The sequence below is a fragment of the Clostridium sp. AF32-7AC genome (assembly GCF_003477925.1).
Taxonomy (GTDB): domain Bacteria; phylum Bacillota; class Clostridia; order Lachnospirales; family Lachnospiraceae; genus Otoolea; species Otoolea fessa.
In genome coordinates this window covers 310,166-336,930 of sequence record NZ_QUEG01000002.1, presented here as the reverse complement: position 1 = coordinate 336,930, position 26,765 = coordinate 310,166, and the positions used below count along the sequence as shown (strand labels likewise).

The following is a 26,765-nucleotide window of genomic DNA, read 5'->3' as shown; positions in this document are numbered from 1 at the left end:
CGCTTTCATCTCGGTAATTGAATTGCCGAGGATTCCCGCTTATTGTCCTAAAAATATTGATACCTCCTTCTCTTCGCCACCAAAAAGATAACTGACACCGTCACGGACATACATTCCGCCACGATAATTGCACCCCAGATTCCGTTCAAGCCCAGGAGCAGCGGCAGAATGATAACCGATGCACTTTCAAACACAAGAGTACGCAAAAATGCTATCAGCGCCGAGGTCAGTCCATCTCCCAGCGCCGTAAAAAAGGCGGAACTGAAAATGGAGAAACCGCAGAATAAGAACGAAACCGCATAAATGGAATACGCATGTACCGTCATGTCCAGAAGCCCGGCATCATATCCTACGAAAATAGCTGCCAACGGTGCCGCCATCACCTCAGACAGCAGCAGCATGCTCAGAGACGCCGCCGCGATCAGAAGCACACTGCGCTTTAACAGGTTATTTAACTCCTTTTTATTTCCTGCGCCGTAGTGATAGCTGATAACTGGAGCTACGCCGGTCGCATAACCGATGAAAATCGCAAGGAAAATAAAATCCACATACATGATGGTTCCGTAAGCTGCGACTCCGTTTTCTCCCGCGTAGCGCATCAGCTGCGCGTTATACAGCATGCCGACAATGGACATGGAAATACTGCTCATCAATTCCGATACACCGTTGGTGCAGGCACGTCTGAGCGCTCCTCCATCCCACTTTGGTCTGCGAAGGCGCAGGCTGCTGCTGTTCTTCCGCAGGAAATAAACCAGCGGTATCGTTCCGCCTATGATCTGTCCCATCGCAGTCGCCATCGCCGCTCCGGCAATTCCCCAATGGAACACTCCCATGAACAGAACATCTCCCGTCATATTGAGCACACCCGAAATGATCGTTACAATCAGCCCCAGCTTCGGCTTCTCCGCCGTCACGGAAAGGCTGCCAAACGCATACTGCAACATTAAAAACGGAAGCGCCACCAGAATGATCCGTCCATACCGGATGCAGTCCGCCAGCATCTCTCCCTTCGCGCCAAGAAAGGCAGCGATCTGCGGTAAAAACAGAATACTGATAACCGCAATTACCAGACCAGAAACAAAGGTCGCAGCGATCAGAAGGGAAAAAATCTCCTGCGCCTTCTCACGCCTGCCCTCGCCCATAATCCGGGCGATCAGGGCACTTCCACCCGTGCCGAACATAAATCCCATGGCACCTACGACCATCAGAAACGGCATAATGAAATTGACCGCCGCAAACGGCGTTTTTCCTACAAAATTCGATACAAAATATCCATCTACCACTCCGTAAATGGAGGTAAAAATCATCATTAAAATAGATGGAATTGTAAACCGGATCAATCTCCCAAAACCGAAATGATCCGATAACTGAATCCTCTGTTCCATAACATTCTCCTGTCAAATTTTTAAGTAATTCTGCCATTATATCACGATTCGCCGTTCGCCATAAATCTGCAAGCAGCTTTCTGGCTCACTTGCGCTCATTATATCATAATTCTTCACATCACGGAACATCACCTGCACCTCTTCTCCGTTACTGTTCACGCATACGTGCCCAGTAACGGAATTTGCCGTGGCTTCGCATTTAAATACGGCAAATTCCTGCTGCCACCACGTTTTCTTACGGCACTTTCGGTTCCAAAAGTGCCTACCCGTGAATACTCTCCCTTGAGCCAAATAAATATTATTCCTACGGTTGATTTTTTCGGAATTATTCTGTATAATGAAAATAAATTTACAATTTAACGCGTTAAACCTCAACGCATTAAATTCAAAAAAGCACGACTTTCACATTAGGGAGGAACTATGTTATGAGCGAAGACAAAAAATTAAACATGCCTCAGTCGCTTCTGCTTCTGCTCCTGATCATCGGAGCGGTTGCAGTCTGCATCCGGCTGAAAACGGGCGGACCGATGATTGGACTATTTATGAGCTGGATCATCATCTATCTGTTTTGTAAGGTATTACGCATAAATTATGAGCATGTTGTAAACGGCGCTTACGACGCGATCCGGGTTGTCGTTCCTACCCTGTGCCTGCTCATGGCAATTGGCGTCATGATCGGTACCTGGCTGCAAAGCGGCACGATTGCAACCATCATTGTCGGCGGTTTAAAACTGATCAACCCGACCTGGCTGCTGCCTCTGACCCTGATTTTCTGTGCCGTATTAAGCCTTGTGACCGGAACCTCCTACGGTTCCGTCGGCAGTGCCGGTGTTGCCATGATGGCAATCGGCAACGCGATGGGCATCCATCCTGGCATGGTGGCAGGTGCTGTCATCTGCGGCGCGATGTTCGGTGACAAATTAAGCCCGCTTTCCGACACAACCAACCTGGCTCCAGCGGTTGCTGGCTCTAAATTAAACGACCACGTGCGTTCCATGCTCTGGACCACGCTTCCGACCTTTGTCATCAGCCTGGTTCTCTTTGTAATTCTTGGCATCAGCCAGACTTCAGGAAACTATGAAACTGGAAATCTTCTGACATACATCGATGCCCTGCAAGGTGAGTTTAAACTTGGCTTCATCACTCTGCTGCCAGCCATCGCAATCATTATTCTGCTTTTATGCAAAGTAAACGCGGTTGTCTCCCTTGGTCTTTCCGCCATCTGCGCCGGAGCTGTCTCTTTCTTCTATCAGGGCGCAACTTTGCAGAGTATCATCCGTGTTGCTTACAACGGATACAGTACCAGCATTGAGGAAGGTATTTTACAGACCATCTTAAACCGCGGCGGTATGAGCAGCATGCTTCAGTATGTGGCAATCATCTGCTTTGCAGTTGGTATGGGCGGTATGCTGGATCGCCTCGGCGTTCTCGGCAATCTCTTAAACGCCATCGTAAATCACATCAACAGCGATGGCAGCCTGATTGCAGCAAGCCTTTTAGTCGGCTATGTAACCAGCTTAATCAGCTGTTCCCAGCCGATGTCCCACGTCCTGACTGGAAATATGATGAAACCGCTGTTCAAATCCAGAAAAATCGCACCAGAAATCCTTTCTCGTACCCTTGAGGACGCAGGTACTTTATCCGGTCCGATGATTCCGTGGCACGGTTACTGTGTATACATGTCTGGAACCCTCGGCGTTGCCTGGTCAATATTCTTCCCATACCTGTTCTTACTGTACTTAACACCTTTGTTCAGTATTTTCTATGGATTTACGGGAATCTCCATCCGGCATACAGACGGCGCTCAAAATTAAACCTTTCTCTTGATGAAAACAAAAGGATCGAAACATATATTCAGCCTTTGACACGGTGTTTACCTGTGCAAAGGCTGAACACATCTAATTTGCCCGAACTATTTTCATGATTTCGCGCAAAATATATTACATATGAATTTAGGAGATGAATATTTATGATGGAAACAAAGCTTGTACTTCTCGGAACCGGCACCCCGAACGCCTGCCCGAATGCCAGCGGTCCTTCTTCCGCAGTTGTCGTAGGCGACCGCGCTTATCTTGTAGATTTTGGTCCTGGCGTTGTTCGTCAGGCGGCGAAAGCATACCAACAGGGAATTGATGCCCTGCGCCCGGACCGGCTGATGATCGCATTCTGCACACATCTGCACACCGACCACACGGCCGGCTATCCGGATCTCATTTTTACCCCGTGGGTGCTGGAACGCCCGAAGCCGCTGAAAGTATTCGGTCCAAAAGGCATCCAGAACATGACCGAACATATTTTAAAAGCATATGAGACGGACATCAACTTCCGTATCCACGGCTTTGAAAAAGCCAACGAAAATGGCTACAAAGTCGAAACTACCGATATCCAGCCTGGTATCATTTATCAGGATGACCGCGTGACGGTTGAGGCATTTCCAGTCAGCCACGGTACGCTTGAAAGCTACGGATTTAAGTTTACAACGCCGGATAAGGTAATCGTGATCAGCGGTGACACGGCTCCGCTTGAGATCGTGGCGCAGAAAGCGGAAGGCTGCGATATTCTCCTCCATGAGGTCGAGTACACCGCCGGACTCTCCGCCAGAGAGCCAAAATGGCAGAAATACCACCAGGAAGTTCACACTCTCAGCGTTGATCTGGCAAAGATTGCCGCCAAAGCGCACCCGCGGCTTCTGGTTACCTACCACCGTATCTATCACATGGAAATCCAGGACAACACCCGCGATGTCGAGGCTGAGATGGCGCGCAGAAACACCGCCATTTTGCAGGAAATCCGTGATGCCGGATATGAAGGTGCCGTTGTAAATGGACAGGATTTAGATGTATTCTAAGAAAAATTTAAGGGGCTGTGAAATAAGTCCCTAAACAAAATGGGGATGTAAAAACTCAATCGAATTTTTTTACATCCCCATTTCGTTTTATCTTCTACGCCAGCATCATCCGGTCATTATCAAATGCCTTCTTCTTTTTCTCCGCATAACAGTCTAAAAGGTCATTCACCCCCATTTTTGCTCTCTCCTCACCGCCCAGATCCAGGATGATCCGCCCTTCATCGAGCATGATCGTCCGATTTCCGGTCGTGAGCGCCTGCGACAGATTGTGGGTGATCATCAGCGTCGTCAGGTGGTTTTCCGACACAATCGACCGCGTGATCTCCATGACCTTATCCGCCGTCGCCGGGTCAAGCGCCGCTGTGTGCTCATCCAGAAGAAGGAGCTTTGGCATGACAAGCGTACACATGAGAAGCGTCACAACCTGTCTCTGACCACCTGACAGAAGCCCTACCTTCGTCTTCATACGGTTTTCCAGATCCATATGGTACTTCTCAAGCTCTGTCCGGAATAGATCCTTTTCCTGTTTGCGGACCGCACTTCGAAATGGCTTCCGATCCTTCCGGGTATATGCCAGCGCCAGATTTTCCTCGATCGTCAGATGTGGCGCCGTTCCTTTCATCGGATCCTGGAACACGCGCCCGATCTGACGCGCCCTACGATGCTCCGACAGAAAAGTGATATCCTGACCATCCAGGAAAATCTGTCCCTGATCCAGCCAGTAATTGCCGCAGATCGCATTAAAAAGCGTCGATTTTCCCGCTCCGTTGGAACCGATGATCGTCACGAACTCCCCATCATCCAGATGCAGGTCCAGTCCGTTCAAAGCGGGGTGCTCGCTCGCCGTACCAGCGGAAAATACTTTGGTTGCCTGTTTTACATCTAACATAGTACATCTCCATCTTTTATCCCTGTTTGTAACTGCTTTCCAGGTTATTATTTACACATATCTTTTTCTCTCGTCCGCTTCATCTTTGAAAGCCCCATCTGATAACGGATCGCCGGAAGCGCCAGCGCCGCCGCTACGATGCACGCTGATACCAGTTTTAACGCATATGCCGGAAAAATCTGGCTCTTGGTTGCCGCTGCGATGATATAACGGTAGATGATCGAACCGAAAATCGAGGAAAAAAATCCGATTTCCAGACCTCTTTTTCCAACAATCACCTCGCCAATGATGACCGATGCCAGACCTACGACCAGCATACCGGAACCGGAGTTTACATCCGCAAATCCCTGATACTGGGCAATCAGACCGCCGCTGACCGCTACCAGTGCATTGCTGAATGCCAGCGCCGTGATTTTCATCGCGTCTACATTGATGGAGGACGCGCTCACCATCGCCTCATTATCGCCCGTCGCCCGGATGCAGAGTCCCAGATGCGTCCGGAAGAAAAGAATCAGCAGCACCAGGCAGACTGCTGCTGCCGCGATCGCAATCACAAGTCTTGCCGCCTCTTTTGAAAGTCCCAGGCTTTCTGCCGCTTTAAATATGGTCGGAACATTGATGAGGGAAATATTCGGGCTGCTTCCCATCACAATCAGGTTGATGGTGTAAAGCCCGCACATTGTGAGGATGCCAGCTAATACCGCATGAATTCCCATCTTCGTCTGGAGTACGCCTGTCACACAGCCTGCCAGCGCCCCGGCCACAGCTGCTGCCACGATCCCGGCAACCGGATGCCCCGCCAGCGTGCAGACCGCCGAGGCTGCCAGTCCCAGCGTAAAACTCCCCTCCGCCGTCAGATCCGGAATATTTAAAATGCGGAATGTGACGTATATTCCAAGCGCCAGTATTCCATATAAAAATCCCAACTGCAGGGATCCGATCACCAGTGTCATGTGTGCTTCCTCCTATTTTCAAGTTCGTTTGTAATTACTCCGCAAATTTCCACAATCAATGAATGTGTGTACCAGCCAGACTGCTCTATATCTTACTCCGCATCCTTTACAAAGGCTGCCTCTTTCTGCACCTCATCCGAGAATGTGATTTCCAGTGCATCCGCTGTATCCTGATTGATTACCATATTGGAAGCCGGTACCACAACAGCTGCAATATCCTCAATCGCAGTTCCGTTTAAGTATTCCAGTGCCATATCTGCGGTCTGTGCGCCGATCTCGGTATCGCTGATCGCAATCGTTGCAAATGCACCGGAATCAACCATAACAGCGGAGCTTCCATATACCGGAATCTTCGCATCTCTTGCCACTTCCGTTACCATCGGCATTGCACTCTGGATGACACTGTCATTCGGTACGAAAATCGCGTCAACCTCACCCGCTAAAGACTGTGCCGCCTGCTGTACTTCAGATGAGTTCGTAACAACCGCCTCTTTATAAGAAAGTCCCTGATCGTCTAAATATTTTTTTGCATTCTCCACGGTGCTGACGGAATTAATCTCGCTTGTATTATACAACATTCCGTAGGTCTTACAATCTGGTGTCAGCTTATCGCTCAGTGCGAAAATATCCTCAACCGGAATCGCATTGGAAGTACCGGTTGCATTCTTATCCGGCTTTTCCATATCGGTAATGACACCCGCGCCGACCGGATTGGAAACAGCGATAAAGAATACCGGAATATCCGTCTCCAGGTTTACCATCGCCTGGGTCGCCGGAGTCGCAATCGTTGCAATCAGGTCAACACCGCTGTCTGCCATCTCCTGGCAGATGGTATTCAGCGCTGCCGCATCGCCCTGTGCATTTTTGTAAACAATATCGACTTTACCACCTGTATATTTTTCAGTCAGCTCCTCCGAGAAACCATCGCGCATATCTGCAAATGCACCGTTATCAATCATCTGGATCACTCCAACCTTGATATCGCCCTTTGCCTCGCTGGCTGCTGTCTCCGATGCATCTCCATTTTCAGAAGCCGCCTCAGAATCAGCCGCTGCTGTCGTCTCTGCCGCATTCGAGCCGCCACAGCCTGCCATCGTCAGTGCCATTGCCGCTGCCATCGCTGCTGCTGTGCCTCTTTTTGCCATCATTCCAAATCCATTCATTTTTCTCATAATGCTCTCCCTTTCCGCCATCCTGGCTCTCGCTGATTTTGATTCCCAACGAAATATAAAATCCCCGGCGCAGACAAACTCCTGCGCCGGGGACGAATAAACAAATATCGTGGTGCCACCCCTGTTCTCAGACCTTCAAACTTTATATATAAAAAGCAGATATTCTCACACAATGGAAAATATCTGCCATCCAGTCTGACTCATTCTACGGTACGGAAAACATAGACGTGATTGATAATGCGAAATCAGATATGCTCTCGATACCCTACCCTTTAACGCAGAGCTACGGCTGCAGCTACTCGAATCACTCTTTCACCTCGCATCTCCCAAATCCATTCCATACAGCCCTTCATACCGGTTTCCACCAAGCCCGGCTCTCTGTGATGTACCTCTGTATGTACTCGTTTTGTTCATTGACTTTATAGTGTCGTATTTAATTTTTTCATAGTTTACCACTATGTTTTTAAGTTGTCAATCCTATTTTCGAATTTTTCTTTATCATCGGCAAAATCGGGTTACTGTTCACAGGTAGGCACTTTTGGAACCGAAAGTGCCGTAAGAAAACGTGGTGGCAGCAGGAATTTGCCGTATTTAAATGCGAAGCCACGGCAAATTCCGTTACTGGGCACGTATGCGTGAACAGTAACAAAATCGGCTGCCCGCGCGTTGCTGTACGGCACTTGCAGTTTCAAACGTGCCAATTTGTGAGGATATATTAGAACAATACTTCTCCGATAATCTCCACCGCATCGCTGATGCAGTCCGGACAGGCACGCAGCACCTTTCCCGTTTCCACACCCTTCAAATCCCTACAGACCACGCTCTGGTTCTTCTCAAGGAAACGCGCGATGCACTCTCTGGCATCCTTATAAGAAACCGCCTTCGAATTCGCCAGCTCCAGATCCCCGGTACTATCCTTCAGCCCCGCCAGCACAGCCGCCACCGAAATGGCCCCACAGGTACCATTCATGCCGCCCATGCCAAGACCAAGCCCCTCCGTCACCTTAAACAGCGCCACCTTGTCCAAATCCACCTTATCCGCAAACGCACACGCCACCGACTGGGCACAATTATACCCCATTCCATGAAACTGAGCCGCCTGCTGCTGACGCGCTGAAATCTCCTCTTTTGTCATACTGATACCTCCTAAAATTTTCTTAATCTGCTAAATTTTTTACATTGTACTATTTATGCCAATTATAACATACATTTCCACTTTTTAAACACCCCAAAAAGCATACAACATACAGCGCCAGAAGCCAAATGCCCTCCGTTGCATTTGCAGGAGTCTTGGTAACTCTTGGCTCGCAGAGATTTGTGTTAGAGTTCAAAATACACCTGTCTGAGCGAAGCGAGTTTGTATTTTGGACTCTGCTTTTAACAAATCTATGCAAGCCTAGTGTTACCGGCTCCGAAACCGCAACGGAGGGCATTTGGCTTCTGGCGCGTCACCTTGCCATTTTTATGCATTTCTATATATTTCTATTTCATCAGCGTAACCATAACCGCCTTCTGGGCATGCAACCGGTTTTCCGCCTCTTCAAAGATCTCAGACGCATGTTCTTCAAAGATCTTCTCGGTAATCTCCTGTCCACGGTAAGCCGGCAGACAGTGCATTACCATCGCCCCCGGTTTTGCCGCAGCCATCAGTTCATCATTGATCTGATATCCCTGGAATGCCTGCTGGCGGATCTTCTTCTCTTCTTCCTGACCCATGGAAGTCCATGTATCTGTGATGACAACGTCTGCATTTTCCACTGCCTTGATCGGATCATTTACCAGTGTAAATGCGTCATTGCCAGCTGCGAAATCCAGCACTTCCTTCGCCGGACGGTAATTATCCGGAGTTGCGATAGATACCTGCATATCCGATTTCAGACCGCCTACGATCAGGGAGTTCGCCATGTTGTTGCCGTCGCCGATGTAACACATCTTGAGCCCTTTCAGTACGCCGTATTTCTCACGGATCGTCATCAGGTCAGCCAGTACCTGGCACGGATGGCAGAAATCAGTCAGACCGTTGATGATCGGGATAGAACCGTATTTTGCCAGATCCTCCACTTCTTTCTGCTCATAGGTACGGATCATGATGCCGTCCAGATAACGGGACAGTACGCGTGCGGTATCCTGTACCGGCTCACCGCGTCCGATCTGTAAGTCGCGGGAGGAAAGGAACAGTGCCTGTCCGCCGAGCTGGAACATACCTGTCTCAAAGGAAACTCTGGTACGGGTGGATGACTTCTGGAAAATCAGGCCGATAGATTTGCCCTCCAGAAGACGATGTGAAATGTGATGTTTCCGCTCATATTTTAACTGATCTGCCAGATCCAGAATCGAGGTAATCTCCTCCGGTGTGCAGTCCAACAGCTTTAATAAATGCTTCATGTCTAAAATACCTCCCTCATAGCAGCGATTGCCTCGTCCATCTCCTCTTTCGTGATAACAAGCGGCGGAAGCAGACGGATCGCCTCTGTACCGGCTGTCAGGACCAGGACGCCTTTTTCCATCAACTGACTGACCATCGCAGCTCTCTCATCTTTGTCCACTACGATGCCTAACATCAATCCCATGCCGCGAACAGTCTTTACCTTTGGAGAACCGATCGCTAAAATCTCCTTTTTCAGGTACTCGCCCTTTTCCTGAACCGATTTCAGGAATTCCGGCTTATTTACGATATCTAATACGGTATTGGCAGCCGCACAGCAGAGCGGATTGCCGCCGAAGGTTGTACCGTGCGTACCGGCGCCCAGTACATCCTGGCATTTCTTATCCGCCATGACAGCACCGATCGGAACACCGCCGCCGAGTCCCTTGGCCATACTGATGATATTCGGCTGAACGCCGTACTGCTCATAGCAGAACAGGCTTCCGGTACGTCCGATGCCCGTCTGAACCTCGTCAATCAGAAGCAGGATGTCCTTCTCCTTGCAGAACTCGGCAGTTGCCTGTACAAATTCCTTATCAAGCGGAAGGACGCCGCCCTCGCCCTGAATCATCTCCATCATGACAGCGCAGGTCGTACCATCGATCTTGCGCTTCATGTCTTCGATATCATTGGCTGCTGCATAATCAAATCCTTCCGTAAATGGGAAGAAATACTGATGAAACTTGTCCTGTCCGGTTGCCTTTAATGTCGTCACGGTACGTCCGTGAAAGGACTGTTTCAGCGTGATAATCTTATTTCTTCCCTCGCCGTATTTGTCAAAGGAATACTTTCTTGCCAGCTTGATCATACCCTCGTTGGCTTCCGCACCGGAGTTTGCAAAAAAGATTTTTCCCATTCCGGCTGCATCGACCAACTTCTTTGCTGCCTGCACCATAGGCTCGGTGTAATACAGGTTGCAGGCGTGCATCAGCTTATGTGCCTGCTCCGATACCGCAGTCGTCAGCGCATCGTTATCATGACCAAGACTGTTGACACCGATGCCGGAGGTCAGATCAATGTATTTCTTTCCCTCCGTATCCCACAGCGTCGCGCCTTTTCCGTGATCCAGCGCAATCGGAAAGCGGCCGTATGTATGCATGATATATGTTTCTTCGCCCTGCTTGATTTCTTCAAATGTCATAAAAAACCTCCTAACGCCCACATCTGCCCGCAAAGCTTCCAGCATCCGTCCTGCATTTCAGCTAAAACAGCCCGGATTCGTGCAGAATCTAGTTCATCTGCTGTTTACGAGAACATGGTTCCTACACCGTCATCGCTCAAAAGCTCGACCAGAATCGAGTGCGGCACACGACCATCCTGGATATTGGCACGTTCTACGCCCTGGCGCACTGCCTCAACGCAGCAATCTACCTTCGGAATCATGCCGCCGGAGATCACGCCCTCTTTGATGAGTGCCGGAACCTCGGAAACTTTCAGTCTCGGAATCAATGTCGAATCGTCTTTCGGATCGCGCATCAGACCGCATACATCCGTCAGAAGAATCAGTTTTTTCGCTTTCAGTGCCACCGCCAGCTTCTCCGCTGCCGTATCTGCATTGATATTATAGTTTGTCTCCTCGTCCATGCCTGCTGCCACGGAGGAAACAACCGGGATAAAGCCCTCATTTAAAACGTCGAGAACGACTTTCTCATTGACTTCTTTAATATCTCCCACATAGCCGTATTCCGTTCCATCCGGATCGACCAACTGGATCGCCTTGAAGAGTCCGCCGTCCATGCCGCCCAGACCAACGGCATGTCCGCCTGCTTTCTCAAACATGGAAACAAGGTTTTTGTTAACCTTGCCGCAGAGAATCATCTGGACAATATCCATCGTCTCGCGGTCTGTGTAGCGCAGACCTTTGACAAATTTAGACTCTTTTCCGGTTTTTTTGAGCATCTCCGAAATCTCCGGACCGCCGCCGTGTACCAGCACAACCTTGATTCCTACCAGATTTAAAAGGACGATATCCTCGATCACCGCCTGCTTTAAATCTTCATTAATCATGGCGTTTCCGCCGTATTTTACAACGATAATTTTACCTGCATATTCCTGAATATAAGGCAGTGCCTCTACCAGGACTTCTGCGCTCATTTTTGATCCTGTTTTCATCATGTCCGATAATCTCCATTAATCTTCACATAATCATAGGTCAAATCGCATCCCCAGCAGGTAGCGCTTCCGCTGCCTTCCTGAAGTGTTACATTGATCTCCACTTCATCCTGGCTTAAGATTTTCTTTGCCAGATCTTCATCAAAATCAAGTCCTCTGCCGTCCTCACAGACCGCAATGCTGCCCTCTTTGGAAGCAAACTCGACTAACACTTTCTCCGTGTTAAACTCAGCTCCGGAATAGCCCATCGCGCAGAGAACGCGTCCCCAGTTCGCATCGGAACCGAACATTGCTGCTTTGGTCAGGGAAGAACCGGCGATGGATTTTGCCAGTACCTCGGCTGTCTCCTCGTCCTTCGCTCCCTTCACGGTACAGGTCATCAGCTTGCTTGCGCCCTCGCCGTCTGCCGCAATCTTACGAGCCAGATCCTGCATGACTGCCTGCAATGCCTCGCGGAATGCCTCGTATGCCGGATCTTCTGCAGTAATCTCCGCATTGCCAGCCATACCATTTGCCAGAACGGTACACATATCGTTGGTGGAAGTATCGCCGTCAACAGTCACACGGTTGAAGGTACGTTTTACATTGAATAACAGCGCCTTGCGGATCATCTCGCTGCTGACTGCACAATCGGTTGTGATGAAGCACAGCATCGTTCCCATATTCGGGTGAATCATGCCGGAACCCTTACAGATACCGCCGATGTGGCAGGTTGTTCCATCTACATCAAATTCAACAGCGATCGTCTTCACTTTTGTATCGGTCGTCATGATCGCTTCTGCAGCTACCAGGGAGTTGTCATATTTCATCTCCATCTCGCCTGCATGAGCCTCGATCGCCTCAACCGGAAGCGTCTGACCGATGACGCCGGTCGATGCTACGATTACATTTTCCTCCGAAACGCCCAGCGCTCGCGCGCCTGCCTTTGCCTGTCTTCTTGCATTCTCCATGCCAAACGGAGCGCACGCGTTCGCATTTCCGGAATTGACAATAACCGCCTGTGCCTTTCCGTCGGCCAGATGTTCCTTTGTCAGTAAAATCGGTGATGCCTTGACGCGGTTGGTCGTATAAACCGCCGATGCGTTGCAGACACAGTCCGAAAGGATCATCGCCAGATCCTTTTTTGTATGAGATTTACGGATTCCACAGCGCATCGCGCCCGCTTTAAATCCTTTTGCAGCACAAACACCGCCTTCGATTATCTTCATATGACATTCCTCCTGTCATTTTTAATGTACTCTCGGAATCTTTCTGTGCTTGATTTTGTGAGATGTTTTTTTGTCAGTTGTGCCCAAATTTCTGAGGCGTACGCGGTGCGTACGTTGATGAAATTCGGGTGCGGCTGGCGGAAAATCAGCCACAAAAGCAAGTGCAGAAAGACTCCGAGAGTACATTTTTATATAACTTCATGTCTATAGTCCCCCGCAGCTATTTTATGATTTTATCTCTCAACCCCTCTATAGTGCCAGTCCAGCTGTCTCCTCAAATCCGAGCATCAGGTTCATGTTCTGAACGGCTGCGCCTGAAGCACCCTTTCCAAGATTATCAAAGAGCGCCGTCACCATGGTCTGTTCCCCGTGACCATTGACAATCAGCTCCAGACTGTCTCGGCCTGCCATATCTGCCGCCGCGATCATACCGTCATATCCAAACGGATGTACCTTAATGAGCTTCTGTCCGTCATACCAGCCAGCCAGCTTCTCATAGATATCTTCCGCGGTCGGCCCGCCGTTTAAGAGGCGGTTCTGAAGCTGGATCGTGACCGCCATTCCTTTATAGTAGTCATCCACGATCGGACTAAAGACCGGCGGATAATCAAGTCCGCAGACCTTCTGCATCTCCGGTAGATGCTTATGTTTCAGCGTCAGACCATAAATACGGGGTGCGAAATAGCTCTGCGGCTTCTCCGGCGATTCATACTCGGCAATCATCTTTTTGCCGCCGCCGGAATAGCCGGTCAGGGAAAAGACTGTCATCGGATAATCCTTCGGGATGATCCCCTGCGCCACCAGCGGATAAACAGAAGTGATAAATCCAGTTGCATGGCAGCCTGGATTCGCCACCCGGCTGGACGTTTTGATCGCCTCGCGGTGCTCCTTTGAAAGTTCCGCCATGCCGTACGCCCATCCTTTGGCTGTCCGGTGCGCGGTAGATGCATCAATGATGCGCGCCCCAGAACCTTCCGCCAGTGCAACTGCCTCAACCGCTGCCGCATCCGGCAGGCACAGGAATACGATATCCGCCGCATGAATCAGCTTTCTTCGCTCTTCCGTGTCCTTGCGCTTTGCCTCATCGATCAGAAGCAGCTCGATGTCCTCTCTTTTCTCCAGACGATCGTAAATCTGCAGCCCGGTTGTTCCTTCTTTTCCGTCTATATAAATCTTCGGTTTCGCCATTGTTCGTCCCCCGTTTCCTGTCCTACTCCTGAACCTTGTGTTCGCTTACAAATTTCTCAATCACAGAAATCTGGCGGGTTACTTCTTCCGGAGCCGGTCCGCCGATTACCTTACGTCCACGTACACAGGTCTTCAAATCAATCGCTTCATATACATCATTTTCAAAGACATCGGAATGTGTCTTGTACTCTTCCAGTGTCAGATCGGCTAAGGACTTGTCCTCGCGTACACACTGGGCTACCAGCTGTCCGACGGTCTTGTATGCGTCACGGAACGGCATTCCCTTCTTGGTCAGGTAATCTGCACAGTCCGTTGCGTTGATAAAGCCTTTCAGAGCCGCTTTCTTCATATTGTCTTTCAGGATCTGCATCGTGGAGAACATTGGAGTCAGCACGCGCAGGCACTGTTTTACGGTGTCAATCGCATCAAAGACTGCCTCTTTGTCTTCCTGCATATCCTTGTTGTATGCCAGCGGAATACCCTTTAACATGGTAAGAAGGGTAAACAGATCGCCGTACACGCGACCGGTCTTGCCGCGGACCAGCTCGCAGACATCCGGATTCTTCTTCTGCGGCATGATGGAGGAACCGGTTGAAAATGCGTCATCCAGCTCTACAAACTTGAACTCCCAGGAACACCAGGAAATAATCTCCTCAGAGAAACGGGACAGATGCATCATCAGAATGGATAACGCTGCCGTCAGCTCTACGCAGTAATCACGGTCGGAAACACCGTCTAAGGAGTTGTTGGTCACTCTGGCAAATCCAAGCTGCTGGCGTACAAAATCACGGTCGATCGGATAAGTCGTGGAAGCCAGCGCGCCAGATCCGAGCGGCATATCATCCATGCCCTCTAAGCAGTTTTCCAGACGGATTACATCACGGCGCATCATATTGGCATATGCCATCATATAATGTCCAAATGTAACCGGCTGTGCACGCTGCAGATGTGTATAACCCGGCATAACAGTTTCCAGATTGTTCTTTGCGCTCTCGCAGAGTGCTTCCATGAAATCGAGAATTTCCTTTTTGATCGCCACGATCTCTTTCTTCACGTAAAGACGCATATCCAGTGCAACCTGATCATTTCTGGATCTCGCCGTGTGAAGACGTTTTCCGGCATCGCCGATGCGCTCGGTCAGAATCTGCTCTACATTCATATGAATATCCTCATAATCCTGTGAGAAATGAATCTTACCTGCCTCAATATCCGCTAAGATACCTTTCAGTCCTTCGATAATCTTGTCTGATTCTTCCTTCGCAATGATGCCCTGCTTGCCCAGCATAGCCGCATGGGCCATGGAGCCTGTGATATCTTCCTTATAAAGACGACAGTCAAAGGAAATCGATGAGTTAAAATCATTTACCTCCAGATCTGTCTCTTTTCCGAATCGTCCTGCCCATAACTTTGCCATAAGTGTAAACTCCTTTTTATTCTCTGATTTAGAACCAATGCGACCATTGGAACCGGCAGATACCGGAAAACCAATGGTCACCATCGGCTGCGGGCTTGTCACCTGCAGATTATTTATTATTTTCCTAAATTATTCTACGCTCGGAAAATGCTCGCCGGTCTTTGCTGCCAGAACTTCGTCGTTCAGGGCGCGAACCTTGATCGGAAGTCCGAACAGGTTGATGAATCCAGCGGAATCTGCCTGGTTGTAGCAGTCATCCTCATCAAATGTAGCCATGCCTGCGGAATACAGGGTGTATGGAGATGTAACAGATGCCGGAATGATGTTGCCCTTGTAAAGTTTCAGTTTTACATCACCGGTTACGGTCTCCTGTGTGGAATCAACAAACGCGCTCATTGCTTTGCGCAGCGGTGTGTACCACTGACCATTGTATACTAACTCAGCGAACTTGAGAGCCAGCTGCTGTTTGTAGTGCTGTGTCTCTTTGTCCAGAGTGATTTCTTCCAGTTTCTCATGAGCTTTGTAAAGGATAGCTCCACCAGGAGTCTCATATACACCACGGCTCTTCATGCCAACCAGACGGTTCTCTACAATATCCAGAAGTCCGCAGCCGTTCTCACCGCCTACCTTGTTCAGAACCTCGATTACCTTCTCTGCATCCATCTCCTCGCCGTTTACACTGGTCGGAACACCTTTCTCGAAGTGGATGGTTACATAAGTAGCTTTATCCGGTGCATTCTCCGGAGATACGCCTAACTCAAGGAATCCAGGTTTGTTGATCGGAGCCTCGTTTGCCGGATCCTCCAGATCCAGACCCTCATGGGACAGATGCCACAGGTTCTTATCCTTGGAGTAGTTGGTCTCTTTCGTAATCTTTAACGGAATGTTGTGAGCCTCTGCGTACTCGATCTCTTTTTCACGGGAATTCAGTTCCCAGAAACGCCACGGAGCGATAACATCCATCTGCGGAGCAAATGCCTTGATAGCCAGTTCGAAACGAACCTGATCGTTTCCTTTACCGGTACAGCCGTGGCAGATAGCGTCTGCGCCCTCTTTCTTCGCAATTTCAACGATTCTCTTAGCGATAATCGGACGAGCGAAGGAAGTACCTAACAGGTAATGCTCATAAGTAGCGCCAGCCTTCATGGTCGGGATGATGTACTCATCTACGAACTCTTTCTTCAGATCCTCGATGTACAGCTTGGAAGCACCTGTCTTTAATGCCTTCTCTTCCAGACCATCCAGCTCCGCACCCTGACCTACGTCAGCGGAAACTGCAATAACCTCACAGCCATAGTTTTCTTTCAGCCACGGGATTAAAACCGATGTGTCCAGACCGCCTGAATATGCAAGAACAATTTTATTATATTTCTTAGCCATTTTTCATTTCCTCCAATCATTTGCCTGCGTGATGCTTTTTTCTTTGTCCATCCAGTCAACTAAGACCGGCAGATTTATATGCCTCACGTGAAATTACCCAGATTATACCTCCTTGATCCTAATTATGCAATACTTTTTTTGCATTTTTATGAATAATTTTTGTATAAAAACGTGTTTTATGCATTTTTCATGTGTTTTATGCATAAAAATAACATTTACGGACTTCATTTATATGCTATGCTACATGATAGGTATAAGTATTATAAATAAGTGGTACTGTGTGTGTACAGTAACATGGTACTGCCCTTCCTGCATTCTAAAATATGCATCTTGATTTAAAATGTCAAAATTGCTATTATAATGTAAGAATAAAATGAAAGCATTCGAAAGGATAAAAACCATGACGATCAATGAAAAAGCACTCGAACTTCATGAAAAATGGAACGGCAAGCTCGATACCGTCTCCAAAGTACAGGTAAAAACCAGAGAGGATCTGGCTCTGGCATACACACCGGGCGTTGCAGAACCATGTAAGGTAATTGCAGAAGATCCGGAAGCTACATACCGCTACACCATCAAGTCCAATACTGTAGCCGTTGTCTCCGACGGAAGCGCCGTTCTGGGACTTGGCAATATCGGACCGTTAGCAGCTATGCCGGTTATGGAAGGAAAAGCCGTTCTGTTTAAAGAGTTCGGCGGCATCAATGCATTCCCGATCTGCCTCGACACACAGGACACCGAGGAGATCATCGAGACAGTTGTCCGCATTGCCCCGGCATTCGGCGGTATCAACCTGGAGGACATCTCCGCACCGCGCTGCTTTGAGATCGAGGAACGTTTAAAGAAACTGTTAAACATTCCGGTTTTCCACGATGATCAGCACGGAACCGCCATCGTCGTACTGGCAGGCATCATCAACGCCCTGAAAGTAACCGGCAAGAAGAAGGAAGACTGCCGCGTCGTTGTCAACGGCGCCGGAAGCGCAGGCGTTGCCATCACCAAACTGCTCTTAAACTACGGATTCCCGCATATCACCATGTGTGATAAGACCGGTATGCTCTGCAAGGGCATGGAAGGGCTTAACTGGATGCAGGAAAAGATGGTCGAAGTTACCAACTTAGAGCACAAGACGGGCACACTTGCCGATGCATTAAAAGGCGCTGACATCTTCGTAGGCGTGTCTGCTCCGGGCATCGTTTCCCAGGAGATGGTTGCTTCCATGAATAAGGATTCCATTCTCTTCGCAATGGCAAACCCGGTACCGGAGATCATGCCGGATCTGGCAAAAGCTGCTGGTGCAAGAGTCGTAGGAACCGGACGTTCCGATTTCCCGAACCAGGTCAACAACGTTCTCATCTTCCCAGGCATCTTCCGCGGCGCTCTGGAAGGACGCGCAACCGCTATCACCGAAGAAATGAAACTGGCTGCTGCCAACGCAATTGCTGCTCTGGTTGATGACAGCGAATTGAGCGACGAGAACATTCTTCCGGCAGCATTTGATCCGCGTGTAGCTGACGCTGTTTCCAAGGCTGTGAAGGAACACATTAAGAAATAAACGTAACAATTCAAGCGATTCTCGCATTTACCGTAAGAACCGCACAAAATTTACACAGTTACGAAATAATAATAAAGGAGTTTTTCCATGCTGGCTGAACCGATGACACTTTACAAACTGATGAATCTCTATATGCTGCACCAGGTCAATTTTCCGCTGACCAACGCGCAGCTCTCCAATTTTTTCCTGGATCGTGAGTACACCACGTATTTCACACTCCAGCAGGCCTTGAACGAGCTTCTGGATGCAGGTCTGGTAAAAAAGGAGACGATGCGGAACAGCTCCCGCTATGAGATCACTAAGGAGGGCGAGGAAACGCTGGAATTTTTCGGCAAAAACATCTCTCCTGCCATCGTCAGCGACATGGATGAATACCTGAAACAGAACCGCTTCCGCATGCGAAACGAGGTAGGACTGATCTCCGATTTCTATAAATCGACCAATCAGGACTACATCGTTCACTGCGAGGTGCGGGAAGGAAAAGCCGTTCTTGTCAATCTCGATATCTCCGTTCCGGATAAGGAGCAGGCGGAAATCATGTGCAATCACTGGAAGGATCGAAGCCAAGAGATTTATGCTTATGTGATGAAATCTTTGATGAGTGAGCATGGGGTGGAAAAGAAATAGCAATATTAGCGATAGAGACGAAAAAAGAAGCCCCATCAAGATGCGTACAACTGATTCAGGGAAAACCTGTTCTGCATCTTGATGGGGGCTTCTTTTTTCTGTATTAATTCCAGTTTTTTTCTTGCTATGCTATAAATAATTAAAAAACCATCTTACTCTACCGTAACACTCTTCGCCAGGTTTCTAGGCTTATCTACATCCAGTCCCTTCGAAACACTTACATAATATCCCAGCAGCTGCAGCGGCACAACCGCTAAGCTCGGTGTGAAGTGCTCGTCAGTCTTCGGTATATAGACTGCGAAATCGACGGTGTCTTCAATATTGTAGTTGCCTGCAGTTGTGAGTCCCATGAGGTAGGCGCCGCGGCATTTTACTTCTACCATGTTGCTGATCATCTTCTCATACAGGGCTTCCTGGGTCAGGATGCTGACTACGAGGATACCATCCTCAATCAGGCTGATGGTTCCGTGTTTTAATTCTCCGGCTGCATACGCTTCGGAATGGATGTAGCTGATCTCTTTTAATTTCAGGCTACCTTCCATGCTGACTGCGTAGTCGATGCCGCGGCCGATGAAGAACACGTCTTTTGCATTGGCATATTTCGCTGCGAACCACTGGATGCGTTCTTTGTCATCTTCGAGCAGCTTCGCGATCTGATCCGGCAGTTCCTGCAGGGCTGCAAGGAGTTCTTCATATTTTTCTTCTGTGATCGTACCGCGCACATGGGCAAACTGCACGCCCAGAAGATATCCGGCAACCAGCTGTGTGCTATATGCCTTGGTGGTCGCCACCGCAATCTCCGGACCTGCCAATGTGTAGAAAATATGATCTGCCTCACGCGCAATCGTGGAACCTACTACATTGACAATCGCCATCGTAGGAACGCCCTGGCTCTTTGCCAGACGCAGGGCTGCCAGGCTGTCGGCTGTCTCGCCCGACTGGCTGATGATGATAACCAGACTGTTCTCTTCCAGAATCGGGTTCCGGTAACGGAACTCGGAAGCCAGCTCGACGCGGACCGGAATACGCGCCAGATCTTCGATCACATACTGCGCTGCCACGCCTGCATGGTAAGCAGAACCACACGCTACGATATAAATACGCTTTAACGAACGAATGACATCATCGGAAAGTCCCGCCTCGGTCAGGTCAATATGACCATCGCGAATGACTGAATTTAATGTATCCCGAACCGCACGCGGCTGTTCATGGATCTCCTTAATCATGAAATGCTCATAACCTCCCTTTTCAGCAGCTTCTGCATCCCACTCAATCGTCACAAGTTCTTTCTGAATCTCTTCCTGATCAATATTATAGAAAGTAACCTCTCCCTTATGTAAGCGTCCCAATTCCTGATTGCCGATATAGTATACCTTGCGGGTATATGGAAGCAGGGGCGGAACATCCGACGCGATAAAGGATTCACCCTCGCCTACTCCGATGATCATCGGGTTATCCTGACGGGCTACAAAGATCTCCTCCGGATAATCCTTAAACATAACCGCCAGTGCATACGTGCCACGGATACGCATCATCGCACGCGCCATCGCATCGAGCGGTCCCTCGTTGTATTTCTTATAATAATGATCGATCAGCTTTACAGCCACCTCTGTATCAGTATCTGAATAAAACGTATATCCATTTTTAATCAGTTTTTCGCGAATTTCCTGATAGTTTTCGATAATACCATTGTGAACCGCTACCACGCTGCGGTCATCCGTGCAGTGCGGATGTGCATTGTTCTCAGACGGCTCCCCGTGTGTCGCCCAGCGGGTATGACCGATACCGCAGTTGCCCCGCATTGCGCGTCCATTGTCTGTTTTCTCTGCCAGCGCGCGCAGACGTCCCTTCGCCTTTACAACCTCCGGTACACGTTCTCCGTCTCTGACTGCCAGACCTGCTGAATCGTATCCACGATATTCAAGCTTCTCCAGACCCGCTAATAAGATCGGAGCCGCCTGCTGGTCTCCTGTATATCCTACGATACCACACATACAATTATTCCTCCTTTTTCCAACCAGGCGAGCCGCTGCCATCATACCGCCTCAGACACTCCCGCCTTCGTATCTCTATCTCAAGAATATGATAAATCTATTGATTCTTCAAAATAGAATCTTCTATAAAATATGTCGTTTATCCCTAAATAGCGCCTGACCGGCACCTTCGATATAGACTTTCTTCTCAGTCATGTACATATTCTGTCTCATTATACCAAAAAAGAATCTTCTTGTCAGCATTTGCTGTAATATTTTCGTCAGTCATCATATAAACACATCTCTTTTCAAAACCATCCGCCATAAGCAGTCACATATTTCTTCTGCATATCTACCTGTAAAATAACGATTGTCCACGACAACTATTTTTTATACAGGAGGTTTCATCATGAAAAACGAAACAATGTACTTTAACGATCTTCTTTCCATCTGGCTGGAAAAGCAGAAACAGGCGCGAGCCCTGTCTACCTATGTGAAATACCGGCATCTGGCAGACCGTTATATCTCCCCTTATTTTAGAGCCATCCAGCTTTCAGAGGTCGATCTGCCTATGCTTCAGACATTCCGCAATTCCCTTTTATCCCCGGATTCCCTGCATCCGCTTGGGAACGGAACTATCCGCTGTATTCTTCTGCTCGTCAACTCCATTCTGCGTCTTTCCTATGAAACCGGGCAGACAAACGGCATTCTCTATCTCCCGCCCCGTCTTCCAAAAAAGCGCCCTGAAGTACCTGTTTTTACCCTTCAGGAACAGGAACAGCTCGAACACTATCTAACTGCCCATACAGGAATCTCCGAAGCCGTCATCTATCTGGGACTCTATACAGGGCTGCGGGTTGGAGAACTCTGCGCCCTGCGTTGGGAAAATATTCATTTTTCCGATCGCTATCTCCATGTCCGACACACGGTACAGCGCCTGACGCGCCTTGACACAACCCATAAATCAGAACTCATTTTATCCGGTCCCAAAAGCATCTCCTCCAACCGTTTGGTTCCCCTGCCCGCTTTCCTTCTGCCGATCCTACAGCCATATTCTCATCCGGAACACCCGGATTATTTTCTGCTGTCACAATCTGCCAGCTCCCCGATGGATCCGCGAACCTTCCAGAATCACTACCAGCGCATTCTATCACAAGCCGGACTGCGCTATCTGAATTTTCATGCAATCCGGCACACGTTTGCCACCCGCTGTATCACAAATGGCATGGATCCCAAAACGCTCAGCGAAATTCTGGGACACTCCGATTTGAAAGTCACGCTTGAATACTATTTTCATTCCTCTCTGGAATTCAAGAAAGAACAGATCGACCGCCTTACTGCTCTTTTTCCGGCCGTCCATACTTCTCTTCCAGATATGCCACATAATATGACGGATTAAAATCTTCCCCCGTCATATCGCGCAGGATCTGACGGCTGTCCTTCAATTTGCCATACTGGTGAATATTTTTCCGCAGATATTCGCGGATTTCTCCCAGGTTTCCAGCCTCCAGTAGTTTTTCTACCGGCAATTCCTTCTTCATCTGGTGATAAATCTGCGCGCCAAAGGCATTTCCTAATGCATAGGACGGAAAATAGCCGATCGATCCCTGTGACCAGTGAATATCCTGCAGTACGCCCTCCCGATCCGTGGACGGGCGTACTCCCAGGTATTCTTCATACTTATCATTCCAGATCTGCGGCAGTTTCTCCACCTCCAGATCCTCCTCAATCAGCATTTTCTCAATTTCATATCGCACCAGCACATGCAGCGGATAAGAAAGCTCATCCGCTTCCGTCCGGATCAGCCCCCGAACGGTTCTATTAACCGCCGCCAGAAAATCCTCCAGACTCGTCTCCGTCAGCGGGCTTCCAAACATCTGCGCCACTTTTCCATAAATCGGTTTCCAGAATGCATGGCTGCGCCCCACGATATTTTCAAAGAAACGGGACTGGCATTCATGCATTCCCATCGAAGTTCCCTGCCCCACCAGCGTCTGTGTCAGGTCATCCCGGATGCCAAATTCATAGATAGCATGTCCCGTCTCATGCAGCACGGAAAAAATCGAAGAATCAATCCGTTTCTGATAATGCGTCGTGATCCGTACATCATGATTGTGCAGATTCGTCGTAAACGGATGGGCGCTGAGTGCCAGTACTCCCCGGTCAAAATCAAAGCCCTCATACTCTGCTAGGAAACGCGCCGCCTCTGCCTGCGCCGCCTCCGGATAATCTGCGGATAAAAAGGCGTCCGGAACCGTCTTCGAGCGATCTGCCGATTCTTTCAAAAGCGGCACGATTTTCCCTTTCATCAGCTCAAAAAATGGATCTAACATCTCCATATTAAAACCTTTTTCGTAGGTATCCAGCATCACATCGTAAAGCTTCTGTCCCGGCTTTGCCCGGTACGCCGCAAATTTCTTCTGATAGGAAATAATCTCCTTCAAAACAGGGGCAAATGAAGCAAAATCATTTTTCTCTCGCGCACGCGTCCAGATTCCCGTCGCACGCGCCGTAAGTTCTGCATACGCACGGTATTCCTCCGGCGGAATGCAGGAAAGCCGCTCCTGCTCCTCGGCTGCTTCCCGGAGAATTGCCGACTGCACCTCATCAAATACGCCCGCATTCTCTTTTTCTGCCTTCTGGCAGACATCCAGCAGCTCCTTAAAACGCATTGACGCCAGAATCTCCTGATACTGCTCCGAAAGTGAACCTATCACCCGCGCGGTATGCTCCGCTGCACCCTTCGGCGCCAGCGTCTCATCATCCCACTCAAACAAAACCATCGACGTCTGAAGCGCCATCGCCCGCTCCAAAAGAGACTGCAGCTCCTCAAACTGTTTTTTTACATTCTGATTCTTCTGTTCTGTCTGTGCCATTTTCCTGCCTCCTGTCTTTTTTTCGTAATTCTATCATCCAAATTCTGTGTATTTTTAGGTTCCGCTGCACATATGCCTGCATTCTTTTGTAATATGATCCATTTCCATCTTCATCATACCAGATTTTCTTTCTTCTGTTTCTTATATCTTTCTTATGATTTTTTACAGTTCACACATTGTGCAAACTGTAACAGGATTTTCTCATGATGCCTTATGTGACTTTCCAATCTTGCATAATCATGCAAAACGCGGTATACTAAAACCAGTTTAAATCATATGCATAAAGCTGGTTCCCGGCACACGGATATACGCCACGAATCAACTTCCATGCACACACCAGGACAGGAGGGATTGCAGATGATCGAAGCAACGAGCTGCGGCGGTGTGGTTATATTTCGGGGAAAATTACTCGTTCTTTACAAAAACTACCGGAACAAATACGAAGGCTGGGTTCTTCCCAAAGGAACCGTAGAACCGGGCGAAGACTTCAAGCAGACCGCCCTCCGGGAGGTTCATGAGGAGACTGGCGTCGCCGCCTCCATCATCAAGTACATTGGCAAAAGCCAGTACACCTTCAACACCCCTCAGGATACCATCGAAAAGACCGTGCACTGGTATCTGATGATGGCGGACAGCTACTACAGCAAGCCGCAGCGCGAAGAATACTTCGTCGATTCCGGCTACTACAAATTTTACGAAGCCTACCACCTTCTGAAATTTTCCAACGAAAAACAGATCCTGGAAAAAGCCTACAATGAATATCTGGATCTGAAAAAGGCAAATTTGTGGGGGAATCGGAAATACTTTTAATCACAAGAACAAAGAGGCTGTTGCAAAATCATTACCAAAAATAGATGATTGAGCGGCAGCTTCCATTTCTCTGCCCGCTAATCTGGGTTAAAATTCGCGGTTTTCCTGTTAAAAAAGGCTTTTCGGTAATTTCCTATGAAACAAAAAAACACCCCGTCCGCTGCACAAAGCCAACGAACAGGGTATTAAAAAGGGGAGGATAAGTATTCAAAAATTTCTCTTTTGTGATACTAACAGTATGACCCGTTTCTGTTATTCTATACATCAATCTCCAAATTTTTATACGCCTTTTATCTGCTTCCGAGTATCCGGTTTTCATATTATTTATCATACATACCTTTTTCCCTTGCTTTCTTCCTCTCTTTCCGTTACAATAGATACGTTTTGAGTTGTACTTTTTAATTTATTTTTACCTCTATGAAAAATACAACTCCAGCAAATCATTTTATGTACATTTTTATATTGATTTGAAACTTTTTATATCATAAACCTTGTACTTACCTCACAAAAAGGAGATTTACCTTATGAACAAGAAAAACATCTTAGTCGGACAGTCCGGCGGACCGACCGCGGTTATCAACGGGAGCCTTTACGGTGTTATCTGCGAAGGTGCGCGCCACAGCGATGCGGTTGGCTGCGTCTACGGTATGATCAATGGAATCGAGGGCTTTCTCGCGGATTCTTATATGAACCTTTCAGAAACACTCTCCGATGACGATCTGGAACTTCTTCGCCTGACTCCGGCGGCGTATCTGGGTTCCTGCCGTTTTAAACTCCCTGAGAACCTCTCCGACAGCTTCTACCGCGTCCTCTTTGAAAAACTGGAGCGGCTGGACATCGGCTATTTCTTTTACATCGGCGGCAACGACTCGATGGACACCGTCAGCAAGCTTTCCCGCTATGCGGCGCAGATCAAAAGCCCGATCCGCTTTATCGGCATTCCCAAGACGATCGACAACGATCTCGTCCTGACCGATCACACGCCGGGATACGGCAGCGCTGCCCGCTATGTCGCTGCATCCGTCCGTGAAATTGCGCTGGACGCCTCTGTCTATCAGCAGAAATCGGTCACCATCGTTGAGATCATGGGACGCCATGCCGGATGGCTGACGGCTGCCTCTGCCTTAGCACGCAAGGAAGCCGGTGACAATCCGCTCTTAATCTATCTGCCGGAAGCTCCATTTGAGCTGGCACAATTTAATGACGACTTAAAGAAAGCGTTTGAAAAGACAGCGAATGTCATCGTCTGCGTCTCCGAGGGCATCCGCGACCACGGCGGTCGTTTTATCTGCGAATATTCAACCGAAGCCCAGGTCGACACCTTCGGTCACAAAATGTTAGCCGGATGCGGAAAAATTCTGGAAAATTATGTCCGCAACCAGTTCGGCGTCAAGGTGCGCTCGGTCGAGCTCAACGTCAACCAGCGCTGCTCCGGTCTCACCGTTTCCGCTACTGATCTGAATGAGGCCGAGATGGCAGGCCGTTTCGGTGTCCAGGCAGCTCTGGACGGCCATACTGGGCAGATGGTGGCATTTGAGCGTGAGACTGATACAGCTGCTTCTGAACCTGTTCATGCAGCTGCTGCCGTTTCAAACGCTGCAGACTTAGGCGCAGCATCCGCTTCATGCGTAAAACATCGTAACACTGTATATAAAATTCATCCAGTTCTCAAGGATGTCAATCTGATCTGCAATCAGGAAAAGAAAGTACCTGCTGAGTGGATCACGAAAAACGGTACCGATGTCAGCGATGATTTCCTGGCTTACTCGCAGCCGCTGATCCAAGGGGACGTTTCCCATATTATGGAAAACGGACTTCCAAAATATTTGTACCGCAAATAGTCCGTCACACAGTATAACTGCTTCATCCTTGAAATCCATACAAGCAACAGAAAAAGAGACGCTTCTTTCATTTTACGAATGCGTCTCTTTTCTACTTAATAATACATAA

At 48.7% G+C, this 26,765-nt stretch carries 21 protein-coding genes and 1 other annotated feature; of the genes, 7 read left to right on the top strand and 14 right to left on the bottom strand.

Annotated elements, in window-relative coordinates; genetic code table 11:
* Positions 1-47 precede the first annotated feature (47 nt).
* Positions 48-1,385, bottom strand: a complete 1,338-nt coding sequence (locus DWZ45_RS05645; protein WP_118468077.1) for an MATE family efflux transporter — start codon at positions 1,383-1,385, stop codon at positions 48-50.
* Positions 1,386-1,810: 425 nt separating this feature from the next.
* Here DWZ45_RS05645 and nhaC point away from each other — a divergent pair, with 425 nt between their 5' ends.
* Both nhaC and DWZ45_RS05635 read left to right on the top strand, forming a co-directional pair.
* The gene (nhaC, locus tag DWZ45_RS05640; protein ID WP_118468075.1) at positions 1,811-3,199 is read left to right on the top strand and encodes a Na+/H+ antiporter NhaC; all 1,389 of its coding nucleotides are present in this window, start codon (positions 1,811-1,813) and stop codon (positions 3,197-3,199) included.
* A gap of 155 nt (positions 3,200-3,354) precedes the next feature.
* Complete coding sequence (locus DWZ45_RS05635) at positions 3,355-4,233, top strand: MBL fold metallo-hydrolase (RefSeq protein ID WP_118468073.1); 879 nt, start codon at positions 3,355-3,357, stop codon at positions 4,231-4,233.
* Positions 4,234-4,327: 94 nt separating this feature from the next.
* Here the strand turns inward: DWZ45_RS05635 and DWZ45_RS05630 are convergent, their stop codons facing one another.
* From DWZ45_RS05630 to DWZ45_RS05580, 11 genes are all read right to left on the bottom strand, one after another.
* Positions 4,328-5,122 (bottom strand): ATP-binding cassette domain-containing protein, encoded by a 795-nt coding sequence (locus DWZ45_RS05630; protein WP_118468071.1) that lies wholly within the window; start codon positions 5,120-5,122, stop codon positions 4,328-4,330.
* 47 nt (positions 5,123-5,169) lie between these two features.
* Complete coding sequence (locus DWZ45_RS05625; protein WP_118468069.1) at positions 5,170-6,075, bottom strand: ABC transporter permease; 906 nt, start codon at positions 6,073-6,075, stop codon at positions 5,170-5,172.
* Positions 6,076-6,167: 92 nt separating this feature from the next.
* Positions 6,168-7,247 carry an ABC transporter substrate-binding protein gene (locus DWZ45_RS05620; RefSeq protein WP_227589780.1) on the bottom strand — a complete coding sequence of 360 codons (1,080 nt, stop codon included), beginning with the start codon at positions 7,245-7,247 and terminating at the stop codon, positions 6,168-6,170.
* 85 nt (positions 7,248-7,332) lie between these two features.
* Positions 7,333-7,670 (bottom strand) — a binding site (T-box leader).
* Between the two features lie 292 nt (positions 7,671-7,962).
* Positions 7,963-8,382, bottom strand: coding sequence for a C-GCAxxG-C-C family protein (locus DWZ45_RS05615; RefSeq protein WP_118468067.1), 420 nt, complete (start codon positions 8,380-8,382; stop codon positions 7,963-7,965).
* A 347-nt stretch (positions 8,383-8,729) separates the two neighbouring features.
* Complete coding sequence (argF, locus tag DWZ45_RS05610; RefSeq protein WP_022358782.1) at positions 8,730-9,632, bottom strand: ornithine carbamoyltransferase; 903 nt, start codon at positions 9,630-9,632, stop codon at positions 8,730-8,732.
* Positions 9,633-9,634: 2 nt separating this feature from the next.
* A complete protein-coding gene (locus DWZ45_RS05605; RefSeq protein ID WP_118468065.1) occupies positions 9,635-10,813 on the bottom strand; it encodes an aspartate aminotransferase family protein in 1,179 nt (392 codons plus the stop codon).
* A 104-nt stretch (positions 10,814-10,917) separates the two neighbouring features.
* A complete protein-coding gene (argB, locus tag DWZ45_RS05600; RefSeq protein ID WP_118468099.1) occupies positions 10,918-11,784 on the bottom strand; it encodes an acetylglutamate kinase in 867 nt (288 codons plus the stop codon).
* Positions 11,784-12,992: a bifunctional ornithine acetyltransferase/N-acetylglutamate synthase gene (gene argJ, locus DWZ45_RS05595; protein WP_118468063.1), complete on the bottom strand. Its 1,209-nt coding sequence runs from the start codon at positions 12,990-12,992 to the stop codon at positions 11,784-11,786. Before argJ ends, argB begins: the two co-directional genes overlap by 1 nt.
* A 249-nt stretch (positions 12,993-13,241) precedes the next feature.
* Positions 13,242-14,180, bottom strand: a complete 939-nt coding sequence (gene argC / locus DWZ45_RS05590) for an N-acetyl-gamma-glutamyl-phosphate reductase (RefSeq protein ID WP_118468061.1) — start codon at positions 14,178-14,180, stop codon at positions 13,242-13,244.
* 22 nt (positions 14,181-14,202) lie between these two features.
* Positions 14,203-15,594: an argininosuccinate lyase gene (gene argH / locus DWZ45_RS05585; protein ID WP_022358445.1), complete on the bottom strand. Its 1,392-nt coding sequence runs from the start codon at positions 15,592-15,594 to the stop codon at positions 14,203-14,205.
* Positions 15,595-15,723: 129 nt separating this feature from the next.
* A complete protein-coding gene (locus tag DWZ45_RS05580; protein WP_022358444.1) occupies positions 15,724-16,974 on the bottom strand; it encodes an argininosuccinate synthase in 1,251 nt (416 codons plus the stop codon).
* Positions 16,975-17,374: 400 nt separating this feature from the next.
* On the opposite strand from DWZ45_RS05580, the gene DWZ45_RS05575 reads away from it, so the two are divergent.
* Both DWZ45_RS05575 and DWZ45_RS05570 read left to right on the top strand, forming a co-directional pair.
* Positions 17,375-18,529, top strand: coding sequence for an NADP-dependent malic enzyme (locus DWZ45_RS05575; protein ID WP_118468059.1), 1,155 nt, complete (start codon positions 17,375-17,377; stop codon positions 18,527-18,529).
* Between the two features lie 87 nt (positions 18,530-18,616).
* Positions 18,617-19,156 carry a DUF4364 family protein gene (locus DWZ45_RS05570; RefSeq protein WP_107000108.1) on the top strand — a complete coding sequence of 180 codons (540 nt, stop codon included), beginning with the start codon at positions 18,617-18,619 and terminating at the stop codon, positions 19,154-19,156.
* Between the two features lie 152 nt (positions 19,157-19,308).
* On the opposite strand, the gene glmS is transcribed toward DWZ45_RS05570, so the two are convergent.
* Entirely contained in the window at positions 19,309-21,150 is a 1,842-nt protein-coding gene (gene glmS, locus DWZ45_RS05565; RefSeq protein ID WP_107000109.1) for a glutamine--fructose-6-phosphate transaminase (isomerizing), read from the bottom strand.
* Between the two features lie 388 nt (positions 21,151-21,538).
* Here glmS and DWZ45_RS05560 point away from each other — a divergent pair, with 388 nt between their 5' ends.
* Entirely contained in the window at positions 21,539-22,528 is a 990-nt protein-coding gene (locus tag DWZ45_RS05560; RefSeq protein ID WP_117796456.1) for a site-specific integrase, read from the top strand.
* Here DWZ45_RS05560 and DWZ45_RS05555 read toward each other — a convergent pair.
* Positions 22,464-24,005: a carboxypeptidase M32 gene (locus DWZ45_RS05555; protein ID WP_117796455.1), complete on the bottom strand. Its 1,542-nt coding sequence runs from the start codon at positions 24,003-24,005 to the stop codon at positions 22,464-22,466. The genes DWZ45_RS05560 and DWZ45_RS05555 overlap by 65 nt on opposite strands.
* 357 nt (positions 24,006-24,362) lie before the next feature.
* Here DWZ45_RS05555 and DWZ45_RS05550 point away from each other — a divergent pair, with 357 nt between their 5' ends.
* Positions 24,363-24,815 (top strand): NUDIX hydrolase, encoded by a 453-nt coding sequence (locus DWZ45_RS05550; protein ID WP_022358438.1) that lies wholly within the window; start codon positions 24,363-24,365, stop codon positions 24,813-24,815.
* A gap of 524 nt (positions 24,816-25,339) precedes the next feature.
* Positions 25,340-26,656 carry a 6-phosphofructokinase gene (locus DWZ45_RS05545; protein ID WP_117796454.1) on the top strand — a complete coding sequence of 439 codons (1,317 nt, stop codon included), beginning with the start codon at positions 25,340-25,342 and terminating at the stop codon, positions 26,654-26,656.
* The last annotated feature ends 109 nt before the right edge of the window (positions 26,657-26,765 follow it).